Source organism: Bordetella genomosp. 10, from assembly GCF_002261225.1.
GTDB lineage: Bacteria > Pseudomonadota > Gammaproteobacteria > Burkholderiales > Burkholderiaceae_B > Bordetella_C.
Genome location: NZ_NEVM01000005.1, coordinates 3,139,377 through 3,153,246 on the forward strand (window position 1 = coordinate 3,139,377; position 13,870 = coordinate 3,153,246).

The following is a 13,870-nucleotide window of genomic DNA, read 5'->3' on the forward strand; positions in this document are numbered from 1 at the left end:
CTTAGAAGTCGCGCCGTTCGACGGTCAGCCGCTCGATGGCGGCGCGGTCCAGTTCGGGGCGATAGCCCGCCGGCATGACGACGGCGCCGTGCTCGTAGCCCAGCGGCTGGCGGAACAGCTTGTCCGGATGCTTGAGAAAGCCGTTGAACTCGCCGGCGTTGTCGATGGTGGTGCGCGCCACGCAGGCTTCCATCCAGTTATGGATTTCGCTGCCCAGGCCATCGCCCAGCACGGGACGCATGCCCTTGTCGCGCACGCGCTTCAACCCCTCGGCCAGCCTTTCCAGGCTGCCGAAGCGCTTGAGCTTGAGCTTGCAATAGCCGACGTTCTTCAACGTCGCGGCGCGATCGATGTCGGCCAGCGCGCAGATGGGTTCGTCCAGCATCAACGGCACCGGACTGGCGGCGGCCACCGCGGCATTGGCCTCCCAGTCGTCGGCGTCGCAAGGCTGCTCGAACAGGTCGATGCCCGCCGGGTCGAGCCGGCCGACGAAGGCCAGGGCATCGTCGCGGCCGTAGGCGCGGTTGGCGTCCAGCCGCAAGGTGGCGCGGCCCCGCGCCGCATCCTGGATCGCGCGCACGCGCGCCAGGTCCGCGTCCACGTCCTTGCCCACCTTGACCTTGAATACCTTGAAGCCGGCGGCGACGCGGCGGTCGACTTCCTCCGCGATGGCCGCCGGCTCCATCGCGCCGACCGGCACCAGCAAGGGCAGCACGGTGTCCTGCGTCACCGTCAAATAGGGTGAATCCTCCAGGGCCTCGATCGCGCACACCATGGCGGTGACGGCCACCTTGCTGTCCTCGAAACGCGCCAGCAGCGCCTGCCTGGCCTGCGCCGTGTCGCGGCCCGGCAGCGCGGCCAGTTGTTCCAGGCAGAACGCCCAGGCGCCCTCGCGCGTCTCGCTGCTCGAACCGGGCGATACATGGCCGTCCGCGAAGGCGCCGCGGCCACTGTCGTCCTCGAGTTCGACCACATAGGGCTCGAATTCCGTGAACGTGCGGTACGACAGCCGGTATGGGCTGCTCAGCGGCAGGCGCAGGCGGCGCAACGTGACCTTGCGTATCTTGCTCATGCAACCTCTACGAGGGGGACGACAGCGGTCCATGGACGGCCATCGGGTTATCGTTGTTGCGTAGGCTACTACGATAATTTCGGAGTCGCAACGAGGACGGAGGAATATTGCATCGCGGCATATTCCGCGCCTGCGCCGGCTATGCGTTTACCCGATTGACGCCACCGCCTTCCGCGTATAAAAATCCGGAAAAATAGTAGTTGCGACTACGACAACGATAATAAGGGGCGCATGCGGCGCACCGCACCGGAGGAAGGCCATGCAGGACGAACACGACAAACGGGCGAGCGTGAATCGCCGCGCCGGCGCCGCGCGCCGGTGGATGGCCGCGCTGGCGGCCACGCTATGCGCCGGCCTGGCCGCGCCCCCGCCCGCCCAGGCGCAGGACGGCTGGCCGAACAAGCCCCTGACCATGCTGATTCCCTATGCGCCGGGCGGCACGACGGACATCATCGGCCGCATCCTGGCCGACAAGGTGGGCCGCATCCTGGGCCAGACGGTGGTCGCCGACAATCGCGGCGGCGCGGGCGGCACGATCGCCGGCACCATGCTGGCCCGTTCCGATCCCAACGGCTACACGATCATGCTGGAGCACATCGGCTTCGCCTTCAACGCGACGCTGTATCCGCACTTGAGCTATGACCCGCTGAAGGACATCACGCCCGTCGCCTACGTGGGCCAGACGCCCAACGTGCTGGTGGTGACCAATTCCCTGCCGGTCCATAACGTCCGGGAATTCCTGGACTATGCGCGGGCCCACCCCGGCGCCATCAACTACGGCTCGGGCGGCGTCGGCAGCGCCGGCCATCTGCCCATGGCGTGGCTGCAATCCAAGGAGCACCTGCAACTGACGCACATCCCCTACAAGGGCTCGGGGCCGGCCATCACCGACCTGATCTCGGGCCGCATCGAAGCCATGCTGCTCCCCATTCCGGCGGTGCTGCCGTACATCCACAGCGGCCAGGTGCGGCCGATCGCCACGTCGGGCGCGGCGCGCGCGGCTTCCCTGCCCGACCTGCCCACCATGATGGAAGCGGGCGTCAAGGGATTCGACTACGAACCCTGGTACGGCGTCTTCGTGCGCGCCGGCACGCCCCCGCCGGTGGTGAGCAAGCTGCACGACGCCATCAACCAGGCGCTGCAGGATCCGGAAACGCAGAAGAAGATGCTGGAACAGGGCCTGGCCGTCCAGGCATGGCCGCAGCAGAAATTCCAGCAAACGGTGCGCGACGACACCGAGAAGTGGCGCGGCATCATCCGGTCGCTGAACATCAAGATGAACTGAAGCAGGACGAACCGGGGCGGCGCGCGGCGGCCCCCGTCGATCTCAGGCCAGCGGCCGCATCGCCCACCCGACCACCAGCCACACCACGGCCAGACAGGCGACCGCCACGAAGACCCCCGTGGCCCCGGCATGGGCGGCCAGGATCCCGCCCAGCGCCCCGCCACAGAACAGGCCGATGGCCTGCGAGGTGTTGTAGAAACCCAGGGCCAGCCCCTTGTATTCCCGCGGCGCGACGCGCGAGACCAGGGACGGCTGCAAGGCCTCCAGGATGTTGAAGGCGACGAAAAAGCCCGTCAGCAAGGCCACCAGGGTGTAGAAGTTGTGGCTGGCCCAAGGCATGACCGCCAGCACCACGATCAGGAACGCCACCGCCGCCCGCAAGGCGCCGCGATGCGCCCGGCGCTTTTCGGCCACGAAAACCGCCGGCACCATGAGCACGAAGGAAATCAGGATGACCGGCAAGTAGACTTTCCACAGGTCGTGGGCGTCCAGGCCGCCGAGGCGCGCCAGCAGCGCGGGCACCACCACGAACAGCGATACCTGGGTCAGGTGCAGGCAGAACACCCCGAAATTCAGGCGCAACAGGTCCGGATGCAGGAAAACCGCGCCGGGCTGGCGCCCCGTCATCGCGCGGTCATCGCTGCGCGGCGCCAGCGGCACCATCCAGCGCGCCACCGCCAGGCTGGCCAGCCCCAGGCAGGCGATGGTCCAGAACAGGCCGGACAAACCCCACCAGCCCACCAGCAGGGGCGCCGCCACCAGGGAAACCGCGAAGGACATGCCGATCGAGCCGCCCACCATCGCCATGGCGCGGGTGCGCACCTCGTCGCGGGTGGCGTCGGCGATCCAGGCCGTGATGGCGGCGGAAATCGCCCCGGCGCCCTGGATGGCCCGCCCGATGGTGATCCAGAACACGTCGGGCGACAGGGCACAGACCACGCTGCCGGCCACGAACAGCGCCAGCCCCAGCAGCACCACCGGCCGCCGTCCCCAGCGGTCGGAGGCCAGCCCGAAGGGAATCTGCAGGATCGCCTGGGTCAGGCCGTACATGCCCATGGCCAGGCCGACGCGGGCCGGGTCGTTGCCGCCGGGCAGGCCGCGCGCGGCGACGGTAAAGACGGGCAGCAACAGGAACAGGCCCAGCATCCGACAGGCAAACAAGCCCGCCAGCGCGATGCTGGCCCGGCGTTCGGAGGAGGTGAGCTGTAGTTTGGCGTGATCCGGCATGCGTTATCAGGAAATGCGGCTGCGGGAACCGAAGCGGATTCGAAAGAAAGCGGCCCTGGACTGGGTCCGGCCCCATGGGGATCCGGGCTGGTGACAGTCCGGCGCGCTATAGTACCAAGTTGGCCTTTGAATCTGCTGAAACCGACCTGATGGACGCGATACGCATTCGGGGTGCGCGCACCCACAACCTCAAGAACGTCTCGCTGGACCTGCCCCGTCAGAAGCTGGTGGTCATGACAGGCTTGTCCGGCTCGGGCAAGTCCTCGCTCGCCTTCGACACGCTTTACGCCGAAGGTCAGCGCCGCTACGTCGAAAGCCTGTCCGCCTATGCCCGCCAGTTCCTGCAACTGATGGACAAGCCCGACGTCGACCTGATCGAGGGCCTGTCGCCGGCCATTTCCATCGAGCAGAAGGCGGCGGGCCACAACCCGCGCTCCACGGTCGGCACCATCACGGAAATCCACGACTACCTGCGCCTGCTCTACGCCCGCGTCGGCACTCCCTACTGTCCCGACCACGGCCTGCCCTTGCAGGCGCAGAGCGTCAGCCAAATGGTGGACGCGGTGCTGGGCTGGCCGGCCGAAACGCGGCTGGCCATCATGGCGCCGGTGGTGCGCGGCCGCAAGGGCGGTTTCGAGGACGAATGCGCCAGCCTGCAATCGCAGGGCTACGTGCGGCTGCGCGTGGACGGCCAGATGGTCGAGATCGACAGCATGCCGCCGCTGAAGAAAACCGAGAAGCACGACATCGACGTGGTGATCGACCGCCTGCGCGTGCGCGCGGAGAGCAAGCAGCGCCTGGCGGAAAGCTTCGAAACCGCGCTTACCCTGGCCGACGGCCGCGCGCTGGCCCTGGACATGGACAGCGGCCGCGAGCAGGTGTTCTCCAGCCGCTATGCCTGTCCGGTGTGCAGCCACAGCCTGCCGGAACTGGAACCGCGCCTGTTCAGCTTCAACAATCCCATGGGCGCCTGCCCCACCTGCGATGGCATCGGGCAAGTGGGCTTCTTCGATCCCAAGCGGGTGGTCGCCTTCCCGGAACTCAGCCTGGCGGCCGGCGCCATCCGCGGCTGGGACCGGCGCAACGCCTTCACGCATTCGCTGCTGACCAGCCTGGCCGCGCACTACGAATTCGACATCGAGGCGCCGTTCGACAGCCTGCCGGAAGCGGTGCGCGACAAGGTGCTGTACGGTTCGGGCGAGGAGGAAATCGCCTTCGTCTACCTCAACGAAAAAGGCCGCAGCACCGTGAAGCGCCACACCTTCGAAGGGGTGATTCCGAACCTGGAGCGCCGCTGGAAGGAGACGGATTCCGCCACCGTGCGCGAGGAACTGGGCAAGTACCGCAACATCAAGACCTGTCCCGACTGCGGCGGCTCGCGCCTGCGCGCCGAAGCCCGCCACGTGCTGATCGGCGACGAGGCGCATCCCGGAAGCGAACGCCGCGGCCGCGCCATCTACGAAGTCGAGGGCATGCCCCTGTCGGACTGCCTGCACTGGTTCCAGGCGCTGAAGCTGGCGGGCGCCAAGCAGGAGATCGCCCAGCGCATCGTGCGCGAGATCGAGGCGCGCCTGAGCTTCCTCAACAACGTCGGCCTGAACTACCTGTCGCTGGACCGCAGCGCCGACACGATCTCCGGCGGCGAGGCCCAGCGCATCCGCCTGGCCAGCCAGATCGGCTCCGGCCTGACGGGCGTGATGTACGTCCTGGACGAGCCTTCCATCGGCCTGCACCAACGCGACAACGACCGCCTGATCGGCACCCTGCAACACCTGCGTGACCTGGGCAACAGCGTCATCGTGGTCGAGCACGACGAGGACATGATCCGCTCGGCCGACTGGGTGGTGGACATGGGCCCGGGCGCCGGCGAACACGGCGGCGAGGTGGTGGCGCAAGGCACGCCGGAGCAGGTGCAGGACGATCCGCGCTCGATGACCGGCCAGTACCTGAGCGGCCGGCGCGCCATCGAGATCCCGCGCCGCCGGCCGGTGGACGACACCCTGCCCTGGCTGGCCGTCACCGGCGCCAGCGGCAACAACCTGAAGAACGTCGACCTGCGCATCCCGGCCGGCCGCCTGGTCTGCGTGACCGGCGTATCGGGCTCGGGCAAGTCGACCCTCATCAACGACACCCTGGCGGTGGCGGTCTCGCGCCAACTGCACCACGCCCAGGCCGAGCCGGCGCCCTACGCCGCCATGGAAGGGCTGGAGCACTTCGACAAGATCATCAGCGTCGACCAGAGCGCCATCGGCCGCACGCCGCGCAGCAATCCCGCCACCTACACCGGGCTGTTCACGCCCATCCGCGAACTCTTCGCGGGCGTGCCGGAAGCGCGGGCGCGCGGCTACGACCCGGGCCGCTTCAGCTTCAACGTCAAGGGCGGCCGCTGCGAAGCCTGCCAGGGCGACGGCGTGGTCAAGGTGGAAATGCACTTCCTGCCGGACATGTACGTGCCCTGCGACGTCTGTCACGGCAAGCGCTACAACCGCGAAACGCTCGAGATCCGCTATCGCGGCCGCAACATCAGCGAGGTGCTGGACCTGACGGTCGAGCAGGCGCTGGCGTATTTCGAATCGGTGCCGGCGATCGCGCGCAAGCTGACCACGCTGATCGACGTCGGCCTGTCCTACATCCGCCTGGGCCAGAGCGCCACCACGCTATCGGGCGGCGAGGCGCAGCGCGTCAAGCTGTCGCTGGAGCTGTCGCGCCGCAGCACCGGGCGCACGCTGTACATCCTGGACGAACCCACCACCGGCCTGCATTTCCACGACATCGAGCTGCTGCTCAAGGTGCTCAACCAGTTGGTGGAGGCGGGCAATACGGTGCTGATCATCGAGCACAACCTGGACGTCATCAAGACGGCGGACTGGGTCGTCGACATGGGCCCGGAAGGCGGCGACGGCGGCGGCCGCGTCGTGGCGCAAGGCACGCCGGAAGACGTGGCGCAGGCGCCGGGTAGCCATACCGGCCATTACCTGGCGCGCCTGCTCAAGCCGGCGCCGGCCCGCAAGAAAGCGGGCTGAGCGGCGCGCCTCAAGCGCGGCCGCCGCCGTTCTTCACTGGCCCGTGAAGACCGGCTTGCGCTTCGCCGCGAACGCGGCGGCGGCGTTGCGATAGTCGTCGCTCTCGTTCGCGCGGCGCGAGATGTCCTCGATGCGCGCGGCGTTCTCCGCCACCGTCCCGGCCGCGATGGCGTTGAGCTGCATCTTGCTGCCGGCGATGGACAGCGGCGCGTTGTCCATCATGGACCGGCCGAAGCGCAAGGCCGCTTCCAGCACGTCGCCGTCGCAGCGCTCGTCCAGATACCCGGCCGCGCAGGCCGCGTCCGCATCGATCATGTCCGCCGTGTACAGCCAGCGGCGCGCGGTGCGCACGCCGACCAGGCTGGCCAGGCGCTGCAACTGGATGGTGGGATAGATCAGCCCCAGCAAGGCCACCGGCACGCGCACCCGCGCGCTGTCGTCGCCGACCCGGAAATCGCAGCACATCGCCAGGCTGCAGCCGCCGCCCACGCACACGCCGCTGACCGCGGCGATGACGGGAATGGGCGCATCCTGCACCGCGGCATAGCATTCCTGGATCACGGCGCGATAGGCATCGGCGCGGACAGTGTCCGACAAGGCCTCCCGGAAGGCCAGGATATCGTCGCCGGCGCAGAAATGGCCTTCCGCCCCGCGCAACACCGCCAGCCGCACCGCGCGCTCGCGGCCGATGGCCAGGAAGACGTCGCGCAGGTCGGTCCAGGCCCGCAGGTCGCAGGCGTTGCGGCGATAGGGACGGTTGATGGTGACGACCGCGATGCGGCCGCCGTCGCGGTATTCGACGAGGATTTCGGAATCCGCGCGGGGTTGCGGCGAAGGCGTGGCGATCGGGGAGTTCATGTCGGCTGTCACGGGTGGTTTTTTCTCGGGTGGTTCTTTCTCGGGTGGAAAGGTTCAGGGGGTATAGGTGATGCCGGCCGCGTCGATGACCTTGTTCCACTTGGCCACGTCCGCCTGCAACTGCCGCGCCGCCTCGGCCGGCGTGTTGCGCAGGGGCAGCACGCCCTGCAAGGCGAACTGCTCCTTCACGCGCGGCGTCTCCATCAGCTTCGCCAGCGTGGCGTTGAGCTTGGCGACGACGGCTTCGGGCGTCGCGGCCGGCGCCAGCACGCCGTAGAGGGATTGCGCGGAAAAGTCCGGCAGGCCTTGTTCCGCCAGCGTGGGCACGTCCGGCAACGAGGGCAGGCGCTGCGCCGAGGCCACGCCTATCGCATGGACGCGACCCGTGGGAATATTGGCCAGGGCCGTCGGCGCGGTGGCGAACATCATCTGGATCTGGCCGGACATCAGGTCGGTCATCGCCGGCGCCGCGCCGCGATAAGGCACGTGCATGATGTCCACCTTCTCCTGAAGACGGAACATCTCGGCCACCACGTGTTCTATCGTGCCGTTGCCGGACGAGCCATAGGCGATCTTGCCGGGCTCCTTCTTCAAGGTGGCGAGGAAGTCGGGCAGCGTCTTGGCCTGCACCGTATGGCTCGCGACCAGGACGATGGGCAGCTCGCCGACCAGGGCGACCGGCCGGAAGTCCTTCGTCAGGTCATAGCCGACGGCTTTCGCGCCCATCAGCTTGCCGATCAGCGCGTACGACGTGGTCGGCGCCATCAGCAAGGTGTAGCCGTCCGGCTCGGCGCGCTTCACGTATTGCGCGCCGAGGTTGCCGCCGAAGCCCGGCTTGTTCTCGACCACCACCGTCTGGCCCAGGGCCTCTCCCAGCTCGCGTCCCAGTATGCGCGCCACCACGTCCACCGCGCCGCCCGGCGCGTAGCCCACCACCAGCGTGATGGGCCGGTCCGGGTAGGCAGCGCTGGCGGCGCCCGCCATGCCCAGGGCCGCCGCACCCAGCAGGCTCCTGGCCGCCAGGCCGCGCGCGGCGCGCACGACGCGGCGGATGCCCGCAAGGCGCTTCGGCGCGCCGCGGCCTTCGAAACCCTCGGAACCCTTCGCACTCCCGGAACGCCCCAGGCGATCCATCCAACGACATATCTTCATCTGTGTTCCCCTTGTCAAAGATGCGCCCGGGCTCGTGTCCCGTGTGCGCAGGCGCCGGCCGGTCCGGCTTCGCTACTTCCCGATGCGGTACCCCGAACTGTCCAGGTCCCAGGCGTCCGTCACGGTGCGCGGCAATTCCTTCTTCTGGATGCGCTGCGTGGGCGTCTTGGGAAACTCGTCGATGAACGCGACGTATCGGGGAATCTGGTAGTACGGCAGGCGCGACTCGCTCCACTTGATCAAGGCCAGCGGGTCCAGCGCGGCCGGCTTGCCGGCCTTCTCGCGCACGCGCACGAACAGCTTCAACTCGTCTTCGCCCAAATCGCTGGGCACGCCGACGAGCGCCACCTCCTCGATCTCCGGGTGTTCGGCGATCACGCGCTCCACTTCCCAGGTCGAGATGTTGATGCCGCGGCGCCGCAGCATTTCCTTCTTGCGGCCCGCGTAATACAGGAAGCCTTCCGCGTCCTGGCGGGCCAGGTCGCCGGTCAGGAACCACTCGCCGCGCCGCGACGACGCCTCGGCTTCCGGATTGCGGAAGTAACCCAGGAAACCCAGCTTCGGCACGCGCGCGCGCACGGTGATCTCGCCGGCCGTGCCCACGGGCACGGGCTTGCCCTCGTCGTCGGCCACCAGCACGTCGTAGTAGTCCAGCGGCTTGCCGATGGCCCCGGGCGGCCCATCGAGATTGACCGTGACGAAGGTGATCAGCTCCGACAGGCCGTAGCCTTCGCGCATCTGCACGCCGAAGCGTTCGGAGAAGGCCTTCCACAGGTCCGGCGGGCAGCCCCCGCCCCAGGCGATGCGCACGCCATGGCCGCGGTCGCCCTCGCGCGGCGGCTGCTTGAGCAGCATGGGGACGACGGTGCCCAGGTAATGGATGTGCGTGACGTTGTAGCGGCGCGCATCGTCCCAGAAACGCGACGCGCTGAAGCGCTCCACCATGGCCAGCCGCGTGCCGCCGATCAGCGCGGAGATGATGACGGCCACGCCGGCCCCATGATGCAGCGACTCCCACAGCAGGAAGGTGTCGCCCGGCTGCGCGCCCGTCAGGCGCAGGATGGCCTGCGGGCCGCCACGCAGCGTGCGGTCGGATTTCAGCACGCCCTTGGGCGCGCCCGTGGTGCCGGAACTGGGCGTCAGCGCCAGGATGTCGTCCGGCGCCGGCCGCACCGGCGGTTCGGCGGCGGACTGGCCGGCATGGCGTTCGAAGGCGCGCGCGGCATCCCGGCCGCCGCGCCACAGGACGTATTCGACCTTGGACAGCTCCGGCGCCAGCGCGTCGGCGTGTTCCGCGTCGGCGATCAGCCCGCGCGGCGCCAGGTGGTCGAACAGATGCTGCAGCGACGCGCCCTTCAGGTGGACGTTGATCGGCACGCGCACCAGTCCCAGCTTGGCCAGCGCATAGATCGCCACGATATGGTCGGGATGGCTGGGCAGCATCAGGCCCACGCGGTCGCCGGGCCGCAGGCCTTCCTGCCACAGCAGGTTGGCCAGTTGATTGGCGCGCGCGTTCAGCGCGCCCAGGGTCAGGACTTCGTCCTTGAAATAGCAATAGACACCGTCGGGATCTTCGGCCGCGCGGCGCGTCAGCAGATCGGCGAGGGTTTCATCGGGCACGGGCGCAATGGCGACGTGCGTCGTATCGAGACTGGCTGGCATGAGCGGAATGGGAAAGGTCCGGAGGAATGGCGCTTACTGGTCGTTCGTGCGGCGTTGCTCGCGTTCCGCGAAGAAGGCCTGCATCATGCGCGCGGGCTCGCCCGACGCATACGACTCGTGGTGGATGCGCTCGGCCGCGCGGATCGACTCGCGGAAGCCTTCCTCGGTCATCTCGCGCAGGCGGGCCTTGTCCAGCCGCATGGCCACCGGCGGCTTGGCCGCCAGCATGCGCGCGGTTTCCAAGGCGGCCGGCAGCACCTGGTCGCGCGGCACCAACTGGTGGATGAGGCCGATGGCATGGCACTCGGCGGCCTCCATCATGCGGCCGCTCAGCGTCAGTTCGATGGTGCGCGACATGCCCAGCATCTCGCGCATGATCCAGGGGCCGGTCACGCTGGCGACGCCGGCGTTGATCTCGGGCTGGCCCATGCGCACGCCCTCGTGGCCGATGCGGATATCGCCCAGCAGCGCCACCTGAAAGGCGGAGCCCGCGGCGGTGCCGTTCAGCGCCATGACCAGCGGTTTGTAGAAGCTGCGCAGGGCGTCGTAATAGGTTTCCCATTCGCCGATCCAGGTCCGCGCGCGCGAGGCGTCGAACTCGCGCGCCTCGTTCAGGTCCTGCCCGGCGCAGAAAGCGCGGTCGCCGGCGCCCGTCATCACCAAGGCGCCGACCTCGGGGTCGGCGCCCGCGCTGCGCAACGCATCCAGGATCTCCGCGCGCATCGGCGCATGCCAGGCGTTCAGGCATTCCGGACGATTGAGGGTGAGCACGGTCACCGGTCCCTGTTGTTCGAGCTTGATGTACTTCGTCATGGCCGCGGGGCCTCCTGTTGCGTGTCCATCGGAATCGACGAATCAATTGAAATTCAATCGAATATCAATTGATCTAATTGATTAGCAATTGATGCAACTATAGGCGTCCGCGTCCTGGCGGAACATTAGGGATTACGCGCAAAAAAAAATCGCATATCAATTTGAGTAATTGATATGCGATTGATTTAGAGGACTGAGCCGGGATTCGGCTGCCAATCTCGGCTGTTTTTTACCGCCGGGCCGCCCCAAGGTAAAAAAGCCCCCTCGGGGGGCGGCAAGCGGCGCAAGCCGCGCGGCGTGGGGGCCCTTTTACCCAGCCGACAGCACCTTCGCCGTATGCAGGACGCGCGGCAGCAGGTCGCGCCGCGCCGCCTCCACGTCATAGCGCAGGGACAACGTCGACAGGTTGATGGCGGCCACCACGCGGCTGGCATGGTCGAGGACCGGCACCGAAACCGACACGCTGCCCTGCCCCAGGTTCTTTTCCGTCATCGAGTAGCCCTGCTCGCGGGCCTTCTCGATCAAGGCGATGATGTCGTCATCCTCGCGCTCGCCGAAGCGCGCGCGCACCGCCGGCGCCAGCCGGCCCAGCATCGCGCGCAGCACGTCCTCGGATTCCTGGCTCAGCAGCACCTGGCCGGACGACGCGGGCAGCGCGGCGAAGCGGCTGCCCACCGGCAGGTTGACGGACGCCAGGTGCTCGCTGGGAACATTGCCCAGCACGACGATATCGTCGCCGTCCAGCTCCACCCACGAGACGGTCTCGTGGGTTTCCTGGGCGAGCTGCGACAGCACCGGATAGGCGGCCTGCAGGCGCGCGTTGGCGCTGAGCATGCCGCCCACCAGCCCGACCAGCTTGGTCGACAGCGCATAGAGCCGCGCGGCGGGATGGCGGCGCAGATAGCCAAGCTGGCACAATGTGTAGACGAAGCGCTGCGCCGCGCTGCGGCCCATGCCGGTGCGCTGGGCGATATCGGCGATGGACAGTTCGCTGGCGCTCTTGTCGAAGGCCTCCAGCACCCGCATCGCCTTTTCCACCGACGCGACGTACAGGCGCTCATCGACGTCCGCCCGGATGGCGGACGCGGCGGCTGGGTCCGCTTGCGGACCAGCTTGGGGCGTCGATGAGGTCGGATTCGTGCTCATGGAAAAATCGCGTTCCCGCGGCGTGGCGGGGCTGTCTCTGCTGTCTGCTGTCCAATGCCGGCAGTCCAATATCCAATGGCCGGCAGGCTCGACAGTGTACAGCCCGGACCGGCCCCTCAATTCCTGGAGACACCGCATGACCCATCACGGCATAGAAGGCCGCCGGCGTTGGCTGGCCCTGGCCATACTCTGCCTGGGCGAATTGATGATCGTGCTGGACACGACCATCGTCAACGTCGCCCTGCCTTCCATCCGCAACGATCTGCACTTCACCGAGACCTCCCTGGTGTGGGTGGTCAACGCCTATATGCTGACCTTCGGCGGCTTCCTGCTGCTGGGCGGCCGGCTCGGCGACCTGTACGGCCACCGCCGCCTGTTCCTGGCCGGCTTGGCGCTGTTCACCCTGGCCTCGCTGGCCTGCGGCCTGGCGCAGAGCCGCGAATTCCTGGTCGCCGCGCGCGCCCTGCAGGGCCTGGGCGGCGCGGTGGTGTCGGCGGTCGCGCTGTCGCTGGTGATGAACCTCTTCACCGAGCCCGACGAGCGGGCCAAGGCCATGGGCGTCTACGGCTTCGTATGCGCCGGCGGCGGCAGCGTAGGCGTGCTGCTGGGCGGCCTGCTGGCCACGGCGCTTAGCTGGCACTGGATCTTCCTGGTCAACATTCCCATCGGCATCGCGGTGTACGGCCTGTGCCTGCGCCTGATCCCGCGCGGACGCGGCCAGGCCATGGCGGGCCGCCTGGACCTCGGCGGCGCCATCACCATCACGCTGGCGCTGATGCTGGCCGTCTACGCGGTGGTCAACGGCAACGAAGCGGGCTGGACCTCCGTCCACACCCTTTCCATGCTGGCGGCGGCGGCGCTGTTGCTGGCGGCCTTCTTCGTCATCGAGGCGCGCGTGCGTGCGCCACTGGTTCCGCTGCGCCTGTTCCGCCTGCGCAATGTGGTCATCGCCAACCTGGTGGGCGTGCTGTGGGCCGGCGCCCTGTTCGCCTGGTTCTTCATCTCCGCGCTGTACCTCCAGCGCGTCCTGGGCTACGACGCCATGGGCATCGGCCTGGCCTTCCTGCCCGCCAACCTGATCATGGCGGCGCTGTCGCTGGGCGTGTCGGCGCGGCTGGTCATGCGCTTCGGCGTGCGAGCCCCGCTGGTGGCGGGGCTGCTGCTCGCCACGCTGGGCCTGGCCTCGTTCAGCCTGGCCCCGGCCGAGGGCAGTTTCGCCCTGCACGTCCTGCCGGGCATGCTGCTGCTGGGACTGGGCGGCGGCATCGCCTTCAATCCCATGCTGCTGGCCGCGATGAGCGACGTGGCGCCCGAGGAATCGGGCCTGGCTTCCGGCGTCGTCAACACGGCCTTCATGATGGGGGGATCGTTGGGACTGGCGGTGCTGGCCAGCCTGGCGGCCTTGCGCACGAACACGGCGGCCAGCGCCGGCATCGCGTCCACGCAGGCCCTGAACCAGGGCTACCAGGCGGCCTTCCTGGGCGGCGCCGTATGCGCCCTGCTGGCCACGCTGCTCGCGGGGCTGCTGCGCGCCCGCGTGCAGCCGGAAGGCGAGCCGCGCCGCGAATCGCCGCGCGAACCGCAAGTGCATTGACCGGAGACCTCCGGCCGGAGAGACATCCGGCGCGAAGT

Annotated in this window: 10 protein-coding genes; 3 read left to right on the forward strand and 7 right to left on the reverse strand. The window is 68.4% G+C overall.

The window, feature by feature from the left end; genetic code table 11:
* Position 1 precedes the first annotated feature (1 nt).
* Positions 2–1,072 carry a mandelate racemase/muconate lactonizing enzyme family protein gene (locus CAL29_RS30025; RefSeq protein WP_179284228.1) on the reverse strand — a complete coding sequence of 357 codons (1,071 nt, stop codon included), beginning with the start codon at positions 1,070–1,072 and terminating at the stop codon, positions 2–4.
* Positions 1,073–1,331: 259 nt separating this feature from the next.
* Here CAL29_RS30025 and CAL29_RS30030 point away from each other — a divergent pair, with 259 nt between their 5' ends.
* Positions 1,332–2,357 carry a Bug family tripartite tricarboxylate transporter substrate binding protein gene (locus CAL29_RS30030; protein ID WP_094856507.1) on the forward strand — a complete coding sequence of 342 codons (1,026 nt, stop codon included), beginning with the start codon at positions 1,332–1,334 and terminating at the stop codon, positions 2,355–2,357.
* A gap of 42 nt (positions 2,358–2,399) precedes the next feature.
* Here CAL29_RS30030 and CAL29_RS30035 read toward each other — a convergent pair whose 3' ends face one another.
* Positions 2,400–3,584, reverse strand: a complete 1,185-nt coding sequence (locus CAL29_RS30035) for an MFS transporter (RefSeq protein ID WP_094856508.1) — start codon at positions 3,582–3,584, stop codon at positions 2,400–2,402.
* 149 nt (positions 3,585–3,733) lie between these two features.
* On the opposite strand from CAL29_RS30035, the gene uvrA reads away from it, so the two are divergent.
* Entirely contained in the window at positions 3,734–6,607 is a 2,874-nt protein-coding gene (uvrA, locus tag CAL29_RS30040; RefSeq protein WP_094856509.1) for an excinuclease ABC subunit UvrA, read from the forward strand.
* A 33-nt stretch (positions 6,608–6,640) separates the two neighbouring features.
* Here the strand turns inward: uvrA and CAL29_RS30045 are convergent, their stop codons facing one another.
* The 5 genes from CAL29_RS30045 to CAL29_RS30065 form a co-directional block, all read right to left on the reverse strand.
* Positions 6,641–7,465, reverse strand: a complete 825-nt coding sequence (locus CAL29_RS30045; RefSeq protein ID WP_094856510.1) for an enoyl-CoA hydratase/isomerase family protein — start codon at positions 7,463–7,465, stop codon at positions 6,641–6,643.
* 54 nt (positions 7,466–7,519) lie between these two features.
* A complete protein-coding gene (locus tag CAL29_RS30050) occupies positions 7,520–8,617 on the reverse strand; it encodes a Bug family tripartite tricarboxylate transporter substrate binding protein (protein WP_094856511.1) in 1,098 nt (365 codons plus the stop codon).
* Between the two features lie 72 nt (positions 8,618–8,689).
* Positions 8,690–10,279: an AMP-binding protein gene (locus CAL29_RS30055; RefSeq protein ID WP_094856512.1), complete on the reverse strand. Its 1,590-nt coding sequence runs from the start codon at positions 10,277–10,279 to the stop codon at positions 8,690–8,692.
* A 33-nt stretch (positions 10,280–10,312) separates the two neighbouring features.
* The gene (locus CAL29_RS30060; RefSeq protein ID WP_094856513.1) at positions 10,313–11,092 is read right to left on the reverse strand and encodes an enoyl-CoA hydratase/isomerase family protein; all 780 of its coding nucleotides are present in this window, start codon (positions 11,090–11,092) and stop codon (positions 10,313–10,315) included.
* A gap of 309 nt (positions 11,093–11,401) precedes the next feature.
* Positions 11,402–12,238: an IclR family transcriptional regulator gene (locus tag CAL29_RS30065; RefSeq protein WP_179284229.1), complete on the reverse strand. Its 837-nt coding sequence runs from the start codon at positions 12,236–12,238 to the stop codon at positions 11,402–11,404.
* A gap of 136 nt (positions 12,239–12,374) precedes the next feature.
* Between CAL29_RS30065 and CAL29_RS30070 the strand changes: the two genes are divergently transcribed.
* Positions 12,375–13,832 (forward strand): DHA2 family efflux MFS transporter permease subunit, encoded by a 1,458-nt coding sequence (locus CAL29_RS30070; RefSeq protein WP_094856515.1) that lies wholly within the window; start codon positions 12,375–12,377, stop codon positions 13,830–13,832.
* The last annotated feature ends 38 nt before the right edge of the window (positions 13,833–13,870 follow it).